The organism is Enterobacter sp. BNK-8, from assembly GCF_048685095.1.
GTDB classification, from domain to species: domain Bacteria; phylum Pseudomonadota; class Gammaproteobacteria; order Enterobacterales; family Enterobacteriaceae; genus Enterobacter; species Enterobacter quasiroggenkampii.
Map to the genome: position 1 here is coordinate 4797929 of NZ_JBLQTN010000001.1, position 21179 is coordinate 4819107.

General features: G+C 57.6%; 18 protein-coding genes. 4 read left to right on the top strand and 14 right to left on the bottom strand.

From position 1 onward, the window contains the following. Positions 1-21: 21 nt before the first annotated feature. The 3 genes from actP to acs all read right to left on the bottom strand — a co-directional run bounded on the left by actP (position 22) and on the right by acs (position 4069). Positions 22-1671 carry a cation/acetate symporter ActP gene (gene actP / locus ACMGGU_RS23120; protein WP_045909181.1) on the bottom strand — a complete coding sequence of 550 codons (1650 nt, stop codon included), beginning with the start codon at positions 1669-1671 and terminating at the stop codon, positions 22-24. Continuing rightward, positions 1668-1982, bottom strand: coding sequence for a DUF485 domain-containing protein (locus ACMGGU_RS23125; protein ID WP_008503396.1), 315 nt, complete (start codon positions 1980-1982; stop codon positions 1668-1670). Before ACMGGU_RS23125 ends, actP begins: the two co-directional genes overlap by 4 nt. A 128-nt stretch (positions 1983-2110) precedes the next feature. Further along, positions 2111-4069 (bottom strand): acetate--CoA ligase, encoded by a 1959-nt coding sequence (gene acs / locus ACMGGU_RS23130; protein ID WP_111967839.1) that lies wholly within the window; start codon positions 4067-4069, stop codon positions 2111-2113. 423 nt (positions 4070-4492) lie between these two features. Here acs and gltP point away from each other — a divergent pair, with 423 nt between their 5' ends. Then, positions 4493-5806, top strand: coding sequence for a glutamate/aspartate:proton symporter GltP (gltP, locus tag ACMGGU_RS23135; RefSeq protein WP_045909183.1), 1314 nt, complete (start codon positions 4493-4495; stop codon positions 5804-5806). An 80-nt stretch (positions 5807-5886) separates the two neighbouring features. On the opposite strand, the gene ACMGGU_RS23140 is transcribed toward gltP, so the two are convergent. The 3 genes from ACMGGU_RS23140 to fdhF all read right to left on the bottom strand — a co-directional run bounded on the left by ACMGGU_RS23140 (position 5887) and on the right by fdhF (position 9305). Continuing rightward, complete coding sequence (locus ACMGGU_RS23140) at positions 5887-6561, bottom strand: tetratricopeptide repeat protein (RefSeq protein WP_023618154.1); 675 nt, start codon at positions 6559-6561, stop codon at positions 5887-5889. A gap of 121 nt (positions 6562-6682) precedes the next feature. Beyond that, positions 6683-6835: a Hok/Gef family protein gene (locus tag ACMGGU_RS23145; protein ID WP_045909184.1), complete on the bottom strand. Its 153-nt coding sequence runs from the start codon at positions 6833-6835 to the stop codon at positions 6683-6685. A gap of 322 nt (positions 6836-7157) precedes the next feature. Then, positions 7158-9305 (bottom strand): formate dehydrogenase subunit alpha, encoded by a 2148-nt coding sequence (gene fdhF / locus ACMGGU_RS23150; RefSeq protein WP_082087749.1) that lies wholly within the window; start codon positions 9303-9305, stop codon positions 7158-7160. A 256-nt stretch (positions 9306-9561) separates the two neighbouring features. On the opposite strand from fdhF, the gene ACMGGU_RS23155 reads away from it, so the two are divergent. Beyond that, entirely contained in the window at positions 9562-10293 is a 732-nt protein-coding gene (locus tag ACMGGU_RS23155) for a response regulator (protein WP_045909185.1), read from the top strand. A gap of 3 nt (positions 10294-10296) precedes the next feature. Here ACMGGU_RS23155 and lpxO read toward each other — a convergent pair whose 3' ends face one another. The 7 genes from lpxO to ACMGGU_RS23190 form a co-directional block, all read right to left on the bottom strand. Next, the gene (lpxO, locus tag ACMGGU_RS23160; protein ID WP_048030248.1) at positions 10297-11205 is read right to left on the bottom strand and encodes a lipid A hydroxylase LpxO; all 909 of its coding nucleotides are present in this window, start codon (positions 11203-11205) and stop codon (positions 10297-10299) included. Between the two features lie 143 nt (positions 11206-11348). After that, positions 11349-12353: a carbohydrate kinase family protein gene (locus ACMGGU_RS23165; RefSeq protein WP_063622854.1), complete on the bottom strand. Its 1005-nt coding sequence runs from the start codon at positions 12351-12353 to the stop codon at positions 11349-11351. Next, entirely contained in the window at positions 12353-13213 is an 861-nt protein-coding gene (locus ACMGGU_RS23170; protein ID WP_420300990.1) for a ketose 1,6-bisphosphate aldolase, read from the bottom strand. Before ACMGGU_RS23170 ends, ACMGGU_RS23165 begins: the two co-directional genes overlap by 1 nt. Before the next feature lie 10 nt (positions 13214-13223). Beyond that, positions 13224-13910 carry a D-lyxose/D-mannose family sugar isomerase gene (locus ACMGGU_RS23175; RefSeq protein ID WP_045909188.1) on the bottom strand — a complete coding sequence of 229 codons (687 nt, stop codon included), beginning with the start codon at positions 13908-13910 and terminating at the stop codon, positions 13224-13226. 49 nt (positions 13911-13959) lie between these two features. Continuing rightward, the gene (locus ACMGGU_RS23180) at positions 13960-14901 is read right to left on the bottom strand and encodes an ABC transporter substrate-binding protein (protein ID WP_021242935.1); all 942 of its coding nucleotides are present in this window, start codon (positions 14899-14901) and stop codon (positions 13960-13962) included. Between the two features lie 30 nt (positions 14902-14931). Next, positions 14932-15927 carry an ABC transporter permease subunit gene (locus tag ACMGGU_RS23185; RefSeq protein ID WP_420300953.1) on the bottom strand — a complete coding sequence of 332 codons (996 nt, stop codon included), beginning with the start codon at positions 15925-15927 and terminating at the stop codon, positions 14932-14934. Between the two features lie 2 nt (positions 15928-15929). Beyond that, positions 15930-17444, bottom strand: a complete 1515-nt coding sequence (locus ACMGGU_RS23190) for a sugar ABC transporter ATP-binding protein (protein WP_048030256.1) — start codon at positions 17442-17444, stop codon at positions 15930-15932. A gap of 210 nt (positions 17445-17654) precedes the next feature. Between ACMGGU_RS23190 and ACMGGU_RS23195 the strand changes: the two genes are divergently transcribed. Next, positions 17655-19937, top strand: a complete 2283-nt coding sequence (locus ACMGGU_RS23195; protein ID WP_262797292.1) for a hybrid sensor histidine kinase/response regulator — start codon at positions 17655-17657, stop codon at positions 19935-19937. 69 nt (positions 19938-20006) lie between these two features. Then, complete coding sequence (yjdP, locus tag ACMGGU_RS23200) at positions 20007-20330, top strand: DDRRRQL repeat protein YjdP (RefSeq protein WP_033144428.1); 324 nt, start codon at positions 20007-20009, stop codon at positions 20328-20330. 82 nt (positions 20331-20412) lie between these two features. Here the strand turns inward: yjdP and phnP are convergent, their stop codons facing one another. Further along, positions 20413-21171 carry a phosphonate metabolism protein PhnP gene (gene phnP / locus ACMGGU_RS23205; RefSeq protein ID WP_420300954.1) on the bottom strand — a complete coding sequence of 253 codons (759 nt, stop codon included), beginning with the start codon at positions 21169-21171 and terminating at the stop codon, positions 20413-20415. Positions 21172-21179 lie beyond the last annotated feature (8 nt).

Below are 21179 nucleotides of genomic sequence, written 5' to 3' on the forward strand. Positions count from 1 at the left end.
AGAATGGCCGGGGAGAAAGGTTTAGTGCGCGCGGCCCTGCTCAACGCCAAGACCGGTTTGTGAACGAATAAACTGGGCGCGGAATTTCTCGCGCTCCAGGTTACCCTCCGGCGAATTGTCGGTGGCCGAGAAGACCCAGATACCGATAAACGCCACGGCAATGGAGAACAGCGCCGGGTATTCATACGGGAAGATGGCGCTGGCGTGACCGAGGATCTGCACCCAGATTGTCGGGCCCAGAATCATCAGAATCACCGCCGTCAGCAGCCCCAGCCAGCCGCCAATCATCGCGCCACGGGTGGTCAGTTTCGACCAGTACATGGAGAGCAGGATAATCGGGAAGTTACAGCTTGCCGCGATGGAGAAGGCCAGCCCCACCATAAAGGCGATGTTTTGCTTCTCGAACAGAATGCCCAGCAGGATCGCCACAACGCCCAGCACCAGCACGGTGATTTTGGAGACTTTCAGCTCATCGCGCTCGCTCGCGCCTTTGCGGAAGACGTTGGCGTAGAGGTCATGCGAAACCGCAGACGCCCCGGCCAGTGTCAGACCCGCAACTACCGCAAGAATGGTGGCGAAGGCCACGGCAGAGATAAAGCCGAGGAACAGGTTGCCGCCCACCGCGTCGGCCAGATGCACCGCCGCCATGTTGTTACCGCCAATCAGCGCGCCCGCGGCATCTTTAAATGCCGGGTTTGCCCCCACCAGCATGATCGCGCCAAAGCCGATGATAAAGGTCAGGATATAGAAGTAGCCCATGAAGCCGGTAGCGTAGAAGACGCTCTTGCGCGCTTCACGCGCATCGCTCACGGTGAAGAAGCGCATCAGAATGTGCGGTAAACCTGCGGTACCAAACATCAGGCCCAGACCGAGCGACAGGGCAGAAATCGGGTCTTTCACCAGCCCGCCCGGGCTCATAATGGCTTCCCCTTTCGGATGGACCGCCATGGCCTCGGTAAACAGGTTATTGAAGCTGAACCCGACGTGCTTCATCACCATAAAGGCCATAAAGCTGGCGCCGAACAGCAGCAATACCGCTTTGATGATTTGCACCCAGGTGGTGGCCAGCATGCCGCCGAACAGGACGTACATCACCATCAGCACGCCCACCAGTACCACCGCGATGTGGTAGTTCAGGCCGAACAGCAGCTCGATCAATTTACCCGCGCCCACCATCTGCGCGATCAGATACAGTGCCACCACCACCAGCGAACCGCAGGCGGAGAGGGTGCGAATCGGCCCCTGCTTCAGGCGATACGAGGCCACGTCGGCGAAGGTATAGCGACCCAGGTTGCGCAGGCGCTCGGCAATCAGGAACAGAATGATCGGCCAGCCGACGAGGAAGCCGAGGGAGTAAATCAGGCCGTCATAGCCGGAGGTGTAGACCAGCGCGGAGATCCCGAGGAACGAGGCGGCGGACATAAAGTCACCCGCAATCGCCAGGCCGTTCTGGAAGCCGGTAATGTTGCCGCCTGCGGTGTAGTAGTCGTTGCGGGAGCGCACGCGTTTCGACGCCCAGTACGTAATGTACAGCGTCAGCACCACGAAAATCAGGAACATGATAATCGCCTGCCAGTTGGTTGGCTGGCGCTGTACCTCGCCGGTAATGGCATCCGCCGCGTGGGCGGCAAAGGGAAGTGTGGCGGCTAGCGCCGTCAGGACTCGCTTCATGATGCTTTTACCTCTTGCAGTACCGCTTTATTAAGACGATCGAATTCACCGTTCGCGCGCCAGACGTAGACGCCGGTGAGCACAAATGAAATCACGATCACGCCAATGCCAATGGGAATACCGCGCGTCACGCTGGTCCCCTCGTGCAGCGGGGTGCCCAGCCAGTGCGGCGCAAAGGCGATCAGCAGAATAAAGCCGACATAGATAATCAGCATGATGATGGAAAGGGTGAAGGCAAACCGTTGCCGCTTATCGACGAGCTCCCTGTAGTGCGCACTATTCTCTATCTGCTGACAAATATGGTCATTCATCACAGAGTCTCCAAAGGTAAGGTTGGTTTGTTTTTATCCCCTCTCCCCTATGGGGAGAGGGTGAGGGGAGGAAGGTGCGGTCTGATGCCCTCACCCAGGCCCTCTCCCACGGGGAGAGGGAGAAAAGATTACGATGGCATTGCGATGGCCTGCTTCTCTTCGAGCAGTTTTTCCACCACGCCAGGATCCGCGAGCGTTGAGGTATCACCGAGGTTGCTGGTGTCCCCTGCCGCGATTTTGCGCAAGATACGGCGCATGATTTTGCCGGAGCGGGTTTTCGGCAGCGAGTCGGTCCAGTGCAGCACGTCCGGCGTGGCCAGCGGGCCAATCTCTTTACGCACCCAGTTGCGCACTTCGGTGTACAGCTCTGGCGACGGCTCTTCCCCGTGGTTCAGAGTGACATAGGCGTAAATCGCCTGGCCTTTGATGTTGTGCGGAATACCGACAACGGCCGCTTCGGCAATCTTCGGATGCGACACCAGCGCCGATTCAATCTCCGCGGTGCCCAGACGGTGGCCGGAGACGTTCAGCACGTCGTCCACGCGTCCGGTGATCCAGTAATAACCGTCTTCATCACGGCGCGCGCCGTCGCCGCTGAAGTACATGTTTTTAAAGGTCGAGAAGTAGGTCTGCTCGAAGCGATCGTGATCGCCGAACAGGGTACGCGCCTGACCCGGCCACGAGTCTGTGATCACCAGGTTGCCTTCGGTGGCGCCTTCCAGCGGGTTGCCTTCGTTATCCACCAGCGCAGGCTGCACGCCGAAGAACGGACGGGTTGCCGAGCCTGCTTTCAGCTGCGTGGCGCCCGGCATTGGGGTGATCATGAAACCGCCGGTTTCGGTCTGCCACCAGGTGTCCATGACCGGGCATTTCTCGTTGCCGATTTTCTTCCAGTACCACTCCCAGGCTTCCGGGTTAATCGGCTCGCCCACGGAACCAAGTATGCGCAATGAAGAGCGATCGGTGCCTTCGATGGCTTTATCGCCTTCCGCCATTAATGCGCGGATCGCCGTAGGCGCGGTGTAGAGAATATTGACCTGATGCTTGTCGACGACCTGGCACATACGCGCCGGGGTCGGCCAGTTCGGTACGCCTTCAAACATCAGCGTTGTTGCGCCACAGGCCAGCGGGCCATACAGCAGATAGCTGTGCCCGGTGACCCAGCCCACGTCGGCAGTACACCAGTAGATGTCGCCCGGGTGGTAGTCGAAGACGTATTTGAAAGTGGTGGCCGCGTAGACCAGATACCCGCCAGTGGTGTGCAGCACGCCTTTCGGTTTGCCGGTTGAGCCAGAGGTGTAAAGAATGAAGAGCGGATCTTCCGCATTCATCTCTTCAGGCTGATGCTGGTCGCTCGCTTTTTCAATCAGGTCGCTCCACCACAGGTCGCGCCCCTCGTGCCAGTCGATTTTGCCGCCGGTACGCTTAAGGACGATGACGTTGCTGACCGTTTTGACGTTCGGGTTTTTCAGCGCTTCGTCGACGTTTTTCTTGAGTGGGATACCGCGTCCTGCACGCACGCCTTCATCGGCGGTGATCACCAGTTTTGAGCTTGAATCGACAATACGACCCGCAACCGCCTCTGGCGAGAACCCGCCAAAGATAACCGAGTGAATGGCGCCGATACGCGCGCAGGCCAGCATGGCCACCGCCGCTTCCGGCACCATCGGCATATAGATTGCGACCACGTCGCCTTTTTTAATGCCTTTATCCAGCAGGACGTTGGCAAAGCGGCACACGTCGCGGTGCAATTCTTTATAAGTAATGTGTTTGCTCTGCGAGGCATCATCGCCTTCCCAGATAATCGCCGTCTCGTTCCCGCGCGCGGCAAGGTGACGGTCAAGGCAGTTCGCCGCCAGGTTCAGCGTGCCATCTTCATACCATTTAATGGAGACGTTACCGGGCGCAAAGGAGGTGTTCTTCACCTTCTGATAAGGTTTGATCCAGTCCAGGATATGGCCCTGCTCACCCCAGAAGGTGTCCGGGGCGGTGATAGATTGCTGATATTTCTCGTGGTACTGCTCCGGGTTGATCAGGCAACGGTCCGCAATGTTTGCGGGAATGTCATGTTTGTGTATTTGGCTCATGGCTTTTTTTCTCCTTGTAAGATGTTAATAATATGTCGCAAAAACGTTAATAGTAGGGGCTTTACAAGCTTTGTTTATTATTTGGGCTACAGATCACGCATTGTTTGAACAGGTTGAAAAATGAGCGAATGAAACTTTGAAGGAAAATAATTTATGCTGACGATTATTCACATTTATGTTTAAAAAAGCGTTTTTATAACAAAAGGTTATTTATTAGAAACAGGAGAAACTCCCGTCACGGACGCTTTTACGAGTGAAATGCGTCGTTCTTTAAGGCTTGCGCAACAGGCCGCGCAAATGATACTCATACGCCGCGTTAAAAAATCCCATAAATCGACGCAACACAATTCATACCCTATCAGTATGTCCCCCTATTCATGCAGTTTGAGTGAATAAGGCGCTTCATTGAGGAAGTCAGTTTCTATGAAAAACGTTAAAGTCAGCCTGGCCTGGCAGATCTTAATTGCCCTTGTGCTGGGCATCTTGCTGGGCAGTTACCTCCACTATCACAGCGACAGTCGCGACTGGCTGATTGCGAACCTGCTTTCACCGGCAGGGGATATCTTTATTCATCTGATCAAGATGATTGTGGTACCGATTGTGATCTCGACGCTGGTGGTGGGTATTGCGGGCGTCGGCGATGCGAAGCAGTTAGGTCGTATTGGTGCGAAAACCATTATCTATTTCGAAGTGATCACTACGGTTGCGATCATTCTCGGTATCACCCTGGCGAACGTGTTCCAGCCGGGTTCCGGGATTGATATGTCGCAGCTGGCTACGGTGGATATTTCGAAATACCAAAGTACAACCGCTGACGTGCAGAGCCATGCGCACGGCCTGATGGGCACTATCCTTTCTCTGGTACCGACCAACATCGTGGCCTCGATGGCGAAGGGCGAGATGTTGCCTATTATCTTCTTCTCGGTCCTGTTTGGTCTGGGGCTCTCCTCTCTGCCCGCGACGCACCGCGAACCGCTGGTGACCGTGTTCCGCTCTATCTCCGAGACCATGTTTAAAGTGACCCACATGGTGATGCGTTACGCGCCGGTAGGGGTGTTTGCGCTTATCGCCGTCACCGTGGCGAACTTCGGTTTTGCCTCCCTCTGGCCGCTGGCGAAGCTGGTGATTCTGGTGCACTTCGCGATCCTGTTCTTTGCGCTGGTGGTGCTGGGCATCGTGGCGCGTCTGTGCGGGCTGAGCATCTGGATCCTGATCCGTATCCTGAAAGATGAGCTGATTCTGGCCTACTCCACGGCAAGCTCTGAGAGCGTGCTGCCGCGTATTATTGAGAAGATGGAAGCCTACGGCGCGCCAGCGTCGATCACCAGCTTCGTGGTGCCGACCGGTTACTCCTTTAACCTGGATGGTTCCACGCTGTATCAGAGTATCGCCGCTATCTTTATTGCGCAGCTGTATGGCATTGACCTGTCGCTGTGGCAGGAGATCGTCCTGGTGCTGACGCTGATGGTGACCTCAAAAGGTATCGCAGGCGTACCGGGCGTTTCGTTCGTGGTGCTGCTGGCGACGCTGGGCAGCGTCGGTATTCCGCTGGAAGGCCTGGCCTTTATCGCGGGCGTGGACCGTATCCTCGACATGGCGCGTACGGCGCTGAACGTGGTGGGTAATGCACTGGCGGTGCTGGTTATCGCCAAGTGGGAACACAAATTCGATCGTAAAAAGGCGCTGGCGTATGAACGCGAGGTGCTGGGTCGTTTTGATAAGACTGCCGATCGGTAATCTCTTAAGCCCGGTGGCGCTGCGCTTACCGGGCCTACGGGTCTTGTAGGCCGGGTAAGGCGAAACCGCCACCCGGCACTTTACTCCCCACTCAACGCATCAAACTCTTCACATCCCGTATCAAACCCTTCAGTACAGCTCAGGTTCAACCAGTACAGTGCTTTCTGCTTATTTGGCGTGATAAAGCCTTTCTCACCCTGCCTGAACAACATCCCTGCCCAGTACTCGGCGTAGCCGGTACGCGAAAGGGCTGAACTCCGCTTGAACCACGAGGCGGCCTGCACATCATCCTGCGCCACCTCGACGCCGTTGGCATAAATCAACCCCAGCAGCAGCTGTGCATCGACCGCAGAGTCACTGTCAATATCTTCGGTTGCCGTTTGCAGCAGTCTGATAGCCTGCGGATAGTCCGTTTTCCCCGCCTGAGTATTTACCAGAATGCGCGCCAGCATGATCGCGCCGCGTTTGCTGCCAGCAATGTTTGCCTGTTGGGCCAGGGCTTTGGCCTGTGCGTAATCTCCCTGCGTAAAGAGGATTTGCGAGAGCAACCCCATGGCGTCGACATCGCCGCCTTTCGCGGCTTTCTCGGCCCACAGCGCGGCCTGCTTGCTGTCGCCGGAGCTGAAGTACGTATCGGCAAGATAATACTGGGCACGCGCATCACCGGCTTCCGCCTGTTTCCGATACTGGCTGCCTATCTCATCCGCGCGGGCGAAGGACGTTAAAAACACTAACAACAGAAAAATGGCTTTCATGGATTCTTATCATCTGGGTACACGCCGCGCAGTATAATCGCGGGCGCAAAAGAAAAAAATGGGTGCATTAAGACCTCAGCATCCTACAAGCCGGGCGGAACCGTTGTTCCGCCCATAGAGGTTAGCCTGGGTTGCAGGCTAATTTAGCCGCCACCTCCTGATGTTCACTCTTTATTGAAAACTCGCAGAGCTTACCGCGAGTAATAAAGGTAAAGATCACTATCGTCAGGCAAACAATAAAGACGATGCCTAACGCAGTTTTTAATGGCGTCATGCCTTTTACTCCTTGTCAAAAAAAGAATAAGAGGCTACTCTCAACCTGTTGGGAGTTGAGGGAGTAGCCTCGGGTAAATGAAAATTTCCCGGGGCTTTCTACTTTCTGTCCCTCAACAATGCTCAAGACAGAAAGTCTTAAGCACCCGCCGCATATCTTATCTCTCTGAATTAAAATGCAAAGATGTAATTTCTTTTCGCGAAAATTACATTATTTCTGCGAGCCGCTTTCCAGAATAATAATTTCTATTTCTTATGAATTAATCGGAAATAAAAAGGGAGTGAATATATCACTCCCTTTATTCATCGATGAATTAACGGCTTCAACCCATTGCGCTTTCGCGCAGTCGGGCTTTTAGCTTGTTATATTCGTCGATCACGTACTGTTCCGCCGCGTGCTGATCCGCAATCGGCTCAACGTTGACGGCGCAGTATTTATACTCCGGCGTTTTGGTTATCGGGCTTAAGTTCTCCGTCACCAGCTCGTTGCAGGCACCAATCCACCACTGATAGGTCATATAGACCGCCCCTTTGTTTGGACGATCGCTGACCTGCGCACGGGTGATGATCCGCCCTTTGCGCGAATTCACCCACACCAGCGCCTCGTCCTCAATACCAAGGCGTTCCGCATCGGCGGTGTTGATTTGCGCATAGCCCGGTTCGTCCGCCAGTGCCGCCAGCGCGGCGCAGTTGCCGGTCATCGAACGACAGGAGTAGTGGCCCACTTCACGTACGGTGGAGAGCACCATTGGATACTCATCGGTGAGTTTATCAATGGGCGCGACCCAGTCGCAGGTGAAGAATTGCGCCAGCCCGTTCGGGGTGTCGAATTTCTCCTTAAAGAGATAGGACGTGCCTTGATCGGCCTCCGACTCATCCCGGCACGGCCACTGGATGTATCCCAGCTCACCCATTTTTTCATAGGTGGCGCCGTAGAAGTCCGGACACAGGCTGCGCAACTCGTCCCAGATCTCCTGGGTGTTGTTGTAGTGCATCGGGTAGCCCATACGGGTGGCGATTTCGCTGATAATCTGCCAGTCCGTTTTCAGATCCCACTTCGGCTCGACCGCCTTGAAGAAGCGCTGGAAGCCGCGGTCGGCCGCGGTGTAGACGCCTTCATGCTCGCCCCAGGAGGTCGACGGTAAAATGACATCCGCCGCCGCCGCGGTTTTGGTCATGAAGATATCCTGGACAATCACCAGTTCCAGATCCTCAAATCCTTTACGCACTGCAGAGAGCTCGGCGTCGGTCTGAAGCGGATCTTCACCCATGATGTAGGCCGCACGCACTTCGCCGTGCGCCGCGCGGTGCGGCAGCTCGCTGATGCGGTACCCGGTGTGTTCCGGCAGGCTTTCCACGCCCCAGGCCTTCGCGAATTTGGCGCGGTTCTCCGGGAATTTCACGTACTGGTAGCCAGGATAAGTATCCGGCAGCGCGCCCATATCGCAGGCGCCCTGCACGTTATTCTGACCGCGCACCGGGTTCACGCCAACGTGGGCTTTACCCAGATTACCGGTCAGCATCGCGAGGCTGGTCAGCGAGCGCACGGTCTCCACGCCCTGGTAGAACTGGGTCACGCCCATGCCCCAGAGGATGGCGGCGGTTTTCGCTCCGGCATACATTCTGGCCGCCTGACGGATCGCCTGCGCGCTGACGCCGGTTATCGCTTCAACCGACTCTGGCGTGTAGCCTTCGACTATTTTCTTATACTCTTCAAAGCCTTCCGTACGGGTCGCGACAAACGCCTGGTCGTACAGGTTCTCCTCAATGATGACGTGTCCCATTGCGTTCAACAGCGCGATGTTCGAGCCGTTTTTCAATGCAATGTGCATATCCGCAATGCGCGCGGTTTCAATTTTGCGCGGATCGCAGACGATGATTTTCGCCCCATTCTGTTTAGCGCGAATAACGTGGTTCGCGACGATAGGGTGAGAATCCGCCGGGTTATAACCAAAGATGAAGACGAGATCGGTATTATCTATCTCGTTGATGGCATTACTCATTGCGCCGTTACCGACCGACTGGTGCAGACCTGCAACCGATGGGCCGTGTCAGACGCGAGCGCAGCAGTCGACGTTATTGGTACCAATAACGGCGCGCGCGAATTTTTGCATCACATAGTTGGTTTCATTTCCCGTCCCGCGGGAAGAGCCGGTAGTCTGGATGGCATCCGGGCCATACTTGGCCTTGATGGCGCTCAGGCGCGTGGCGACGTAATCCAGCGCCTCGTTCCAGGAGACGGCTTCCAGCTTGCCGCCGCGCTCGCGGCGGATCATAGGGGTTTTCAGGCGCGGGGTAAGGATTTGGGTATCGTTAATAAAATCCCAGCCGTAGTAACCTTTCAGGCACAGCGTGCCCTGGTTGGTTTTCCCCTGTGCGGCCTCCGCCCGGACGATTTTGCCGTTATCGACCACCAGGTGGATCTTGCAACCTGAGGCACAATAAGGGCAAACCGTGACGACTTTTTTCATCAGTCTGCTCCAGTTAATCGAATCGTTCGCACCCACTATGCAGCTTCTATGCCATGTTTTTTGTATGGGTATCCCCTGACTTTACGGCCCATTCGGGGTGAAAACCCTGACAAAAAGCAGCCAATCGTCAAAATTGACGTGTCGACAGGGCGGCGGATGTGACATGGGTTGAATTTCCGTCACTGAAAAAACCTTTTGACTGGAGCCGACGGCAGAATAGTTCAGACTTAACATAATCCCCTGACGGAAGCATACGATGAAACCGGCGATTCTGGTGGTTGATGACGATACGGCAGTCTGCGAACTGCTTCAGGACGTGCTGAGCGAGCACGTCTTTAGCGTGCTTGTCTGCCATAACGGCCAGGATGCGCTGCGCCAGGTGCAGCAGGAGCCGAATATCGCGCTTGTGCTGCTGGATATGATGCTGCCGGATATCAACGGCCTGCAGGTTCTGCTGCAGTTGCAAAAGCAGCGTCCGGCGCTACCGGTTGTGATGTTAACCGGGCTGGGCAGCGAGTCAGACGTGGTGGTGGGGCTGGAGATGGGGGCCGACGATTATATTGGCAAACCGTTCAACCCGCGCGTGGTGGTTGCCCGCGTGAAAGCGGTGCTGCGCCGTACGGGCGTGCTGGCGGCGGAAGCTCCCGCAGCGCCCGTCGCGGGTATTGCGTTTAACGGATGGACGCTTGATACCACCCGCTGCGAGCTGAGCGATCCGCAGCGTAATCCCGTGCCCTTAACCCAGGGCGAGTACGGCCTGCTGCTGGCGCTCACGCAAAATGCCCGTCGGGTGCTGAGCCGTGACAGGCTGCTCGAGCTGACCCACAGCGAAAGCGCCGACGTGTTCGATCGCACGATTGACGTGCTGATCATGCGCCTGCGCCGGAAAATAGAGGCTAACCCGCATCAGCCCGCGCTTATCAAAACGATCCGCGGGCTGGGTTACGTGTTTGCCACCGATGTGAGCCGGCCCGAACAGGCGGCATAAGGCTTACGTTATCGCCGGAACAATGATGGCGGCAAAGATTGCAGCGATGCACAGATACTTGAGGGCGTAATAGGCCTTACGGTTTCTTTTTTTCAGACGCTGCCCCCGCTCGCGACCTGCATGAACGTATTTAAAAATACGGTTAATGCCGCCAGTGCTGTCATTCTCGTCATTCGGTGAGCTGGCAGCAGACATTAGCGTGGTTCCCACCCAATGGTTAACCGCCTGCGCCCAGCGCCATTTCATCGGACGCTCAATATCGCAGAAGAGAATAATGCGCGTTTGATCCGTTTTATTCTCTGCCCAGTGGACGTAGGTCTCATCAAAAATAACGGCTTCACCATCCCGCCAGCTGTGGCGCTGCCTGTCGACTTCAATAAAGCAGCGTTCGTCATTCGGTGTGAATAAGCCCAGATGGTAACGAACCGAGCCCGCGTAAGGGTCCCGGTGCTTGCCAAGCTTCGCTCCCGCCGGCAGCTCGGCAAACATGGCCGCCTTCACTGAGGGGATTTCACTTACCAGCCGGGTCGTCACCGGGCATAAAGACTGCGCGGAGGGATGGGCATCGGCATACCACTTCAGATAAAAACGTTTCCAGCCGCGTTTAAAAAAGGTGTTAAAGCCAGCGTCGTTATTATTTTCCGCTGCCTTAATATGATGCTGCAAACGCAGCGCCTCTTCGCGAATAACCAGCCAGTTTTCCGTCAGCTTATTTAATTCCGGGAAGCGTTCTGTTTCAAAGAAAGGCTGCCTGGCGGGCAGGGAGGAAAACGCCGTCATAAACATATTGATGGGTGCCATGAACGTCGAATGGTCGAAGAGCTGACGAGAAAGCGTCTGTTTTTCTTTGCCGCGTGAATGCGCATAAATAACGCTGATAATGAAAATACCGATGATGATGGCTGCGAACATTTTTCCCTTGTCCTCTTTCTATCTCATTTCGGAAAAGTGTGCGGACAGTGTACTGCCCACGCCGAATATGCCAGATGGAGAGAGTGTAGTTCGGGGATGTAAAATTCATAGAACTGTAATGAAATATCGCAATTATTGTTAAATTACACGCTCTCGCGAATAAACGCCTGCAGCTCGGCCAGCGTTTTTGCACCGTCAATCGCATTGGCGGCCAGCAGGCTTGCCCGCGCGCAGGCGTGTGCCAGATAAATACTCTCTGTCAGCGGCAGCGATTCATGGCAGCCGTATAAAAAGCCCGCGCAAAAGGCATCGCCCGCGCCGACGCTGCCGATAATCTCTTCCTGCTCCAGCATCCATGACGGGATCCAGCGACCCTCTTCACCGCGGGCTTCTCCCCATGCGCCTTCCGGACAGTGGATCACCACCCGCTGGCGTACGCCTGCCGCCAGCAGCTGCGCCGCGGCATCGGCGATATGGGCAATGTGCGGGGCGTCGTTTTCGTCACGCATTGTCAGGCCGCTAAACTCACCGGCCTCCAGCTCGTTAATGACCAGATAGTCGAGATGGCGCAGGGCAGGGAGCACCAGCGGCTGATAGCGTGGGTCACCCTTGCGGGAAACCAGGTCGAGCGAGGTTTCATACCCCTGTTCACGCATTTGTGCCAGCAGCCGCGCGCTGCGGGTACCGAACTCGTCATCGGGCATATCCAGGCTGTCGAGCAGCAGGAGATAGCCGAGATGGAAGATCTTCATCGATCCGTCTAAGCGATCGAAAGCGGGAAGATCCAGCAGGCGGTTGGCCCCCGGTGAGTGGAAAAAGGTGCGCTGTCCGCTGGGATCGGTCATCACCTGCGACATGGAGGTTGGCGCAAAGGTGGTGCGCTGTACGCGCTGGCGGTTGACGTGGTACTGGTCGAGCATCGCCAGAATGTAGTCTCCGTCGCTGTCTTCGCCAATCAGCCCCACCGCCTGCAGCGGCAGGCCAACGTGCATTTTCGCCAGCGTCAGCAGGACGTTGAGCGGCGCGCCGCCGGTTGAGCGTTCGCTGTGGGTGATTTCCGCCAGCCAGCCGCGCTCCGGCCACTGCACGATCTGGTGGACGTGGTCCACCAGCATATTGCCTGCGGCGATGATGCCTTTGCGTTCCATCATGCCTGCCCCGCGCTGCCGAAAATGCGCATCTGTTCGGCGACCGTATCCGTAATCGCCTCTTCTATCCCCAGCAGCAGCTCGGCAAACTCGTCGTAGAGCGGCTGGCGTTTTGCCATACGCTGCTCCACGGCGTCGAGCGCGGCCTGCGACATCCCGGTATAGAAATTGATTTTATGAATGCCCAGCTCGATGGCGCGGCGGAAGTCGGCATCGCTAATCCCGGAGCCGCCGTGTAAAACCAGCGGCAGTCCCGTCTGTTGACGAATGGCGTCCAGACGCGGGAAATCGAGCTTCGGCTCGCCTTTATACTTGCCGTGTGCGTTGCCGATGGCGACGGCCAGCGCGTCGATGCCGGTTGAATCGACAAATTCGCGCGCCAGCTGTGGATCGGTGAAGAAGGCTTCATCCGCATGTCCGTAAAGCGCGCCGCCTTCATCACCCCCGACCGCGCCCAGCTCCGCCTCCACCGAGACGCCCACCGCATGGCACATCTTCACCACTTCCCGCGTCTGGCGGATGTTTTCCTCATAGCTCAGCGTAGAGCCGTCGAACATCACCGAGCTGAACCCTAAGCGCAGGGCGCGCACCACCGCCTCGAAATGCAGGCCGTGGTCGAGATTGAGCACCACGGGAATGTCGTGACGGGCGGCTTCGAACTTCACCGCTTCGACAAGGGAATCCAGCGACACGTACTTAAAGTGCACTTCGGCGATGTTGATGATAAACGGCGAGCGCTCCTGCTTTGCGGCGGCGAACAGCGCGCGCAGGAAGTGGGAATCGAGCACGTTAAACGCGCCCAGCGCATAGCGGTGTTGTCTGGCGTGGGCAAGACCGTCGGCAAGAGAAATCAATGGCATCATTCACCCCTTATATCCGAAACAGGTTGTACTCGTTGCACAGCACCAGCAGCGCCGGCTCGTCTTCTTCGATGTTGTTATAGCGGGCAACGGGCTGCAAAAAGTGGTTGTCGTGTTCATCGTCATTGACCGAGGACACTTCCCCGACCAGCACGTCGCCGAAGCCGCGTTCGCCCCAGAAACTGTGGTAAAGACCGGGCGTCAGGCAGATGCTTTCCCCTGGCGTGAGGCGCAGCTGGCTGCCGGGGGCGTGGGTTTGACGGCAGCCGTCGACGGTGACCGTCACGTCGGTGTTTTCCGTCTCTTCATGCGCCCCGGCATTCCATAATTCCACGATCAGATTCCCGCCGCCCCGGTTGATGATGTCTTCCCGTTTCCGCCAGTGAAAATGCATCGGCGTGACCTGGCCGTCACGCACGTGCATGATTTTTTCGGCATAGTTTTTTTCATACGGCACGCCGTTAGGCGAGCCGTTGCGCAGGGTAAACAGCGTCAGGCCCTCAGCGGCAAAGTTATTGCCGCCGAATGCCGTCACGTCCCAGCCGAGCCTGAGGTCGAACACTTCCTGCCATGCGGCCTGGTCAAGCTGCTGCCATTTCGTTGGCGGAAAGCTGGCAAAAGGCGGGAGATGAACGTCGTGCATGGAGAAAAACTGCCGCGTGTGGCCGAGGATTTCGTTAATGTCGGAGCGTTTCATGGGGACTCCTTGAAAACAGTTCCCTCTCCCTGCGGAAGAGGGAAAAGGATCATTTAACCGTCCACCCCTTATACGTGCCGACGTTCTTTTTATCGATCATCGTCACCGGGATCAGCACGGGCGCTTTCGGCGCAGGTTTGCCCTGGAGAATGTCATAGCCGATCTCCACCGCTTTTGCCGCCATGACCTGCGGATCCTGCGCCGGGGTCGCCACAAACAGCGAGTTTTCACGCTTCAGCGCTTCCTCACCGTCCGGTGAACCATCCACGCCAACGATAAAGAACTCATTGCGCTGCGCCTGTTTCGCGGCCAGATCGGCGCCGATCGCCGTCGGATCGTTAATCGCAAACACGCCGTCGATCTTCGGATTGGCCGCCAGCAGGGAGGTCATGACTTCCAGACCGCCTTCACGACTGCCTTTGGCGTTCTGGTTATCCGAGAGCACCTTGATATCCGGATGTTTTTTGAACTCCGTCTGGCAACCTTCCACGCGGTTTTGCACCGCTGAGACCGGCGGTCCGTTGATGATCACCACGTTGCCTTTCCCTTTCAGGCGGTCGGTAATGTACTTACAGGCCATCTCACCCGCCTGGGTGTTATCGGAGGTGATGGTCGCATCAGCCCCTTCCGCCGCGACGTCAACCGCCACGACCACGATCCCGGCGTCCTTCGCGCGCTTCACCGCCGGGCCGATCCCTTTGGAGTCCGCGGCGTTGAGGATGATCATGTCCACTTTCGCGGCGATGAAGTTGTCGATCTGCGCCACCTGCTGGCCCAGATCGTACCCGCTGGAGACCAGCGTCACCTTGACGTTATCCCCCGCCAGTTTGCGCGCTTCCAGCTCGGCACCTTTGGTGATCTGCACGAAGAACGGGTTAGCCAGGTCACCCACCGTCACGCCAATGGACTTCAGATCTTTCGCCTGCGCAAACGGCGTTGCGGCAAGCAGCGCGCCAGCACAGAGCGCGGTTACTAACGGTTTCAAACGCATCTTGTCTTCCTCACTCGTAGGGTATTGTTGTTATGCACTTTGATGGTTTCGGGTACGGTATTTGTCGATCAGCACCGCAATGATGATCACCGCCCCTTTGATCACCAGCTGCCAGAAGTAGGAGACGCCCATCAGCGTCATGCCGTTGTTGAGGGTGGCGATGATCAATGCGCCGACCAGCGTGCCGGTGATCGTGCCGATCCCGCCGACAAAGCTGGTGCCGCCAAGGATCACTGCCGCAATTGCATCCAACTCGTAGCCTGTGCCGAGGTTGCCGTTAGCGCTGTACAGGCGTGAGGCGCTCATGACGCCGCCGAGGCCGGAGAGCAGGCCGCTCATGCCGTAGACAAACAGCAGCACCAGCCAGACCTTAATCCCCGTTAAGCGCGCCGCCTGCATGTTGCCGCCCACGGCGTAGATATGAACGCCAAGCGTGGTACGGCGCAGGATGAACCAGCACACCACAATGACCGCCAGGGCGATCACCACCAGCCAGGGAATTGGGCCGAGATAGTTATTGCCGATCCACTCGAAGTTGATGTTCGAGTTAATGACCGTCGTGCCGTCGGCCAGCAGGTACGCCGCGCCGCGCAGCGCCGTGTAGGTGCCGAGCGTGACGATAAAGGGCGGCAGCCCGGCAAAAGCCACCAGCGCGCCGTTAAACAGGCCTAGCACCATGCCGAGCATCAGCGCGGCGGGAATGGACAGCCCGGCGAATTCGGGAATGAGCGATACCACCATCGCGGCCACCGCCGTGGTGCCGAGAATCGACCCCACGGAGAGGTCAATCCCGCCGGTGAGGATAATGAAGGTCATTCCCGCCGCCAGCACGATGTTGATCGACGCCTGACGAGTAATGTTGAGCAGGTTGCTCTCGGTAAAGAAGTTCGGGGCAATAAAGCCAAATACCGCCACAATCAGGATAAGAATTGGCAAAATACCGACCGTTTGCATCAGATCGCTCATCAGCATTTTTTTGGCGGAGGCGGATTTCGCCACCTGCTGCGGATGGGTTGGAGTTGTCATGGTTACACCGCCTGATGATGAGTGTCGTTCACGCCGGTTGCCAGCGTCATAATGTTTTCCTGAGAGATGTCGCGCCCGTGGAGCTCGCCCGCAATGCTGCCTTCGCGCATCACGTACACCCGGTCGCTCATCCCCACCACTTCCGGCAGCTCGCTGGAGATCATTAAAATCGCCACCCCTTTGCGCGCCATCTGGTTCATGATGCGGTAGATCTCGCTTTTCGCCCCGACGTCCACGCCACGCGTGGGTTCGTCCAGAATCAGAATGCGTGGGCCAATCGCGACCCAGCGGGAGATGAGCAGCTTCTGCTGGTTGCCGCCCGACAGCCCGCCCGCGCGCACCTGAGCATGGGGCACGCGGATGTTGAGCAGGGCGATGGCGTCATCGGAGATGGCCTGCGCTTTTTTGCGGTTTAACATGCCGAAGGTGGCGTCGCGCTCCAGCGTCGCCATGGTGATATTCTCCTGCGCCGCCAGCTCCAGAAACAGCCCCTGCTCCTTGCGGTTCTCGGTGAGAAAACCGATGCCGTTTTCGATGGCCGCACGCGGGGAGTGGATCACCACCGGCTCGCCGTCGACCTCAATCATGCCGCCCGTGGCTTTGCGCACGCCGAAGATAAGCTGTGCCAGCTCGGAACGTCCGGCCCCGACCAGCCCCGCCAGCCCGACGATTTCGCCGGAACGCACCTGCAGGCTGCAGGGTTGTACTTTTTTACCGTCGGTGAGGTGATGCACGTTGAGGCGCGGGCTGCCGAGGGGGATATCACGCTCCTTGTTGAACAGGTCGCTTAACGGTCGTCCCACCATCATGCGCACCAGCTCGGAAGCGTTGAGCTTGTCGCGCGTCAGGCTGCCGACGTACTGCCCGTCGCGCAGAACGCTGACGCGGTCAGAGAGTTCATACACTTCCGCCATGCGGTGGCTGATATAGATGATCGCCATCCCTTCATCGCGCAGGCGCAAAATCAGTTCAAACAGGCGATGCGTTTCCCGCGAGGAGAGGGCGGCGGTGGGTTCATCCATCACCAGAATGCGGCTGTTGCGGTGCAGCGCGCGGGCAATTTCTACCTGCTGCTGTTCGGCGATGGTGAGCTTCATCACCAGATCGGTGGCGCTGAACTGTGCGCCGAGGCGGTCAATCACCGCCTGCGCCTGGGCAGCCATCTCTTTGCGCTGCACCATCCCGCCGCGCGACAGCTCGCTGCCGAGGAAGATATTTTCGGCTACGGTCAGATTGGGCGCGAGCTGCATCTCCTGATAAATCAGGGTGATGCCCGCAGCCAGCGCATCCTTCGGCCCTTTAATGTGAAACGGCTGACCATCAATCAGGATCTCGCCGTGAGTGGCGGTATAGGCCCCCGCGAGGATTTTCATCAGCGTGCTTTTTCCCGCGCCGTTTTCACCCATCAGCGCGTGGATCTCACCGGGAAAAACCGTCAAATCCACACCCTTGAGCGCGTGGAAACTGCCAAACGTTTTGGCAATGTTGCGCATCTCTAATACCGGGGTTCTGCTCATGGCGGATCTCCTGTGAATGCCGATTTCTGCACTTCATCACAGGTGCGTAAATGCAAAATGTCAGAAGCTGTTCATATTTGTCATAGTTATGAATATTTTTACCCCACCCCAGCCCTCTCCCTGAAAGGGAGAGGGAGCAAATCATCCCCTCTCCCCTTTGGGGAGAGGGTTAGGGTGAGGGGACATCAAACCGCACAGGAACCCAACTTCATGCCATCACACCGCCCCCCGTTCTTCGCCAGCGCCCGCGGTCGCCTGCTGATTTTCAATCTGCTGGTGGTCGCCGTGACGCTGATGGTGAGCGGCGTGGCGGTACTCGGCTTCCGTCACGCCAGTCAAATCCAGGAGCAGGTGCAGCAGCAAACGCTGGACGATATGACCGGCAGCATGAACCTGGCCCGCGATACCGCCAACGTGGCGACGGCGGCGGTGCGGCTCTCGCAGGTGGTGGGGGCGCTCGAGTACAAAGGGGAAGCCGAGCGCCTCAAGCAGACGCAAATGGCCCTGCGCCATTCGCTGGAGCAGCTTGCGGAGGCGCCGCTGGCGCAGCAGGAGCCAGCCCTGGTGGCGCGTATTATTCAACGAAGCAATGAGCTACAGCAGAGCGTGACGGAGATGCTGGAGCGCGGACAGCGACGCCATCTGGAGCGTAACGCGCTGCTGAGCTCGCTATATCAAAGCCAGAGCTACCTGCGCCATCTGCAGGACATCAACCGCCGTTATGACAGTAACGTACCGGATGCGCAGCAGCTGATGGAGATGGACCGGCTGATCGCCGCCGCCATTGATACCCCTTCGCCGCGCGCGACCATCCAGCAACTGGACGCGGTGGCCGCAACGTTGCCCCGGCGTGCCGTACAGCCGGTCGTAAAGACGGTTCTGCCTGATTTTAATGCCGAGCTAGGTCAGCTCGCCCCGCTGTCGAAGCAGCTGGAGGAGAGCGATCTGGCGATAAGCTGGTATATGTTCCACATCAAGGCGCTGGTGGCGATCCTCAACAGCGACATCAATCAGTACGTTGAGCAGGTGGCGCAGGCCTCCCGGCTTCGCACCGCCCAGAGCCATCACGAACTGCAATCCATCAGCGTATTTATCACCATTTTCGCCGTGCTGGCGCTGATCATCACCGGGTGTGCCTGCTGGTATATCTACCGCAATCTGGCCTCCAACCTGACGGCCATTTCCCGGGCGATGTCGCGTCTTGCTCACGGTGAACAGGATGTGTCCGTCCCCGCGCTGCAACGGCGCGATGAGCTGGGTGAACTGGCGCGCGCGTTTAACGTTTTTGCCCGCAATACCGCCTCGCTTGAGCACACCACGCGCCTGCTGAAAGAAAAAACCACGCAGATGGAGATCGACCGCATTGAGCGTCAGGGGCTGGAAGAGGCGCTGCTGCACAGCCAGAAAATGAAGGCCGTTGGGCAACTGACGGGCGGGCTGGCGCATGATTTTAATAACCTGCTGGCGGTGATCATCGGCAGTCTTGAGCTCACCGACCCCGAATCAAACGACGCGCCGCGCATTACCCGGGCGCTGAAGGCGGCCGAGCGTGGCGCCATACTGACCCAGCGCCTGCTGGCGTTTTCCCGCAAGCAATCCCTGACGCCGCATGCGGTAGAGATGCAGCCGCTGCTGGAGAACCTCCGGGAACTGCTGCGTCACTCCTTGCCCGCCACCCTGACCCTGGAAATTGAAGCGCAATCCCCGGCATGGCCCGCATGGATCGACGTCAGCCAGCTGGAGAACGCCATCATTAATCTGGTGATGAACGCGCGCGATGCGATGGAAGGGCAAAGCGGGGTGATTAAAATTCGCACCTGGAATCAGCGCGTTACCCGCAGCGACGGACGCAGGCAGGATATGGTGGCGCTGGAAGTCATTGACCGCGGAAGCGGCATGTCGCAGGAGGTCAAATCCCGGGTCTTTGAACCGTTCTTCACCACCAAACAGACCGGGAGCGGGAGCGGGTTAGGCCTGTCGATGGTGTACGGCTTTGTGCGCCAGTCCGGTGGTCGCGTGGAGATTGAAAGCGCGCCGGGACAGGGAACGACCGTGCGGCTTCACCTCCCGCGCTCGACGCAGCCCGCCGCTGTAGATGATGAAGCGCTGTCAGCCACCGCCTCCGTCGAGAGCGAGCGCCTGGTGCTGGTGCTGGAGGATGAAGCGGATGTCCGTCAGACCCTGTGCGAGCAGTTGCACCAGCTTGGCTATCTGACGCTCGAAGCGGACAACGGCGAGCAGGCGCTGAGCATGCTGGCTGCGTCGCCGGATATTGGCATGTTTATCAGCGACCTGATGTTGCCCGGAAGCCTGAGCGGGGCCGAGGTGATTAACCATGTGCGCAGTCACTATCCGCAGCTTCCGGTGCTGCTGATCAGCGGCCAGGATTTACGGCCCTCGCATAATCCTCAGCTGCCGGACGTTCCGTTATTGCGTAAGCCGTTTACGCGGGCGCAGCTGGCGCAGGCTCTGCGGAAGGTCATGGTAATTTGAGATTCCTCCGCTACTCCCGTTTCCTGCTGTTCATTATCGTAAGGCCAGTTCACCTGCGAGTCTGGCCTTATGAAACGTTACTCAACTGCTCTGTTATTTGGTCTGCTGTCTCTCACCAGCCAACTGGCTCATGCCGACATTGTTGATGATGCTATTGGCAACATTCAGCAGGCGATCAACGATGCCTACAACCCCAGCAGCAGCCGCAGCAATGACGACGACGATCGTTATGACCGCAGCCGTCAAATCGACAGTCGACAGTACGACGATCGTCGTCGGCAGCTCGAAGACAGACGCCGCCGTTTAGACGAGCGCCAGCGCCAGCTGGATGACGACAGGCGTCGGTTAGAAGAGGATGAGCGCAGGTTAGAAGACGATTACGATCGAGGCTAAAGCCTGGTGGCGCTTCGCTGACGCAGGCCTGCAAAAACCTGGACCGTAGGCCGGGTAAGGCGCAGCCGCCACCCGGCAAAACTCAGTCCAGTACCAACACCATCCCGTCATACCCCGCTTCAATGCCGTCGGGCAGTGGGTTATCCATCATCCACACGTCAAACTGATGGCTGATGTGCGTCAGGATCACCTGCAGACAGCCAATCACCTCGTTTAGCGCCATCACGGTATTTAAGTCGCAATGGTTTTGCGGCGTTTCGTCGCGCGGTGCATGGCTGCAGTCGATAATCATCACCTGCGGTTGATTGTTGAGCAGGAACTTCACCGTTTTTTCCGGCAGCCCGGCGGTGTCGGAAAGCCAGGCCACGCGGCTGTGGGCCGATTCCAGCAAATACCCGAAGGTCAGTTTCGAATGGTTGAGCGGCAGCGGCGTGACCCGCATACCCTGAAGCTCAAACATGACAAAGGGGTCGACCGTGTGGCTGAAATCCAGAATCCCCGGATGTTTAAACAGGTCGTCGCATCCTGCTTCGTCCGGCGGACCGTAAACGGGGATCGTCGCGCCCACGCCCCAACGCAGAGGGAAGAGTCCCTGGACGTGATCCATATGGTAATGGGTGAGCAAAAATTGCTGAAAGCTGCCTGCGGCCCAGTCGTCCATCAGGTGCGGAATACCGGCATCCAGCAGGGTCACCGCATCGTTGAATTTGACCACCGCGCTACAGGGACGACGGCGATAGTTATCCTGCAGGCGCGCCCGGCGACACGCCGCGCAGTCGCAGCCAAAGACCGGCACGAGTTGCGCGCTTCCGGTTCCTGTTAACGTGATTGTCAGACTCATAACGTACC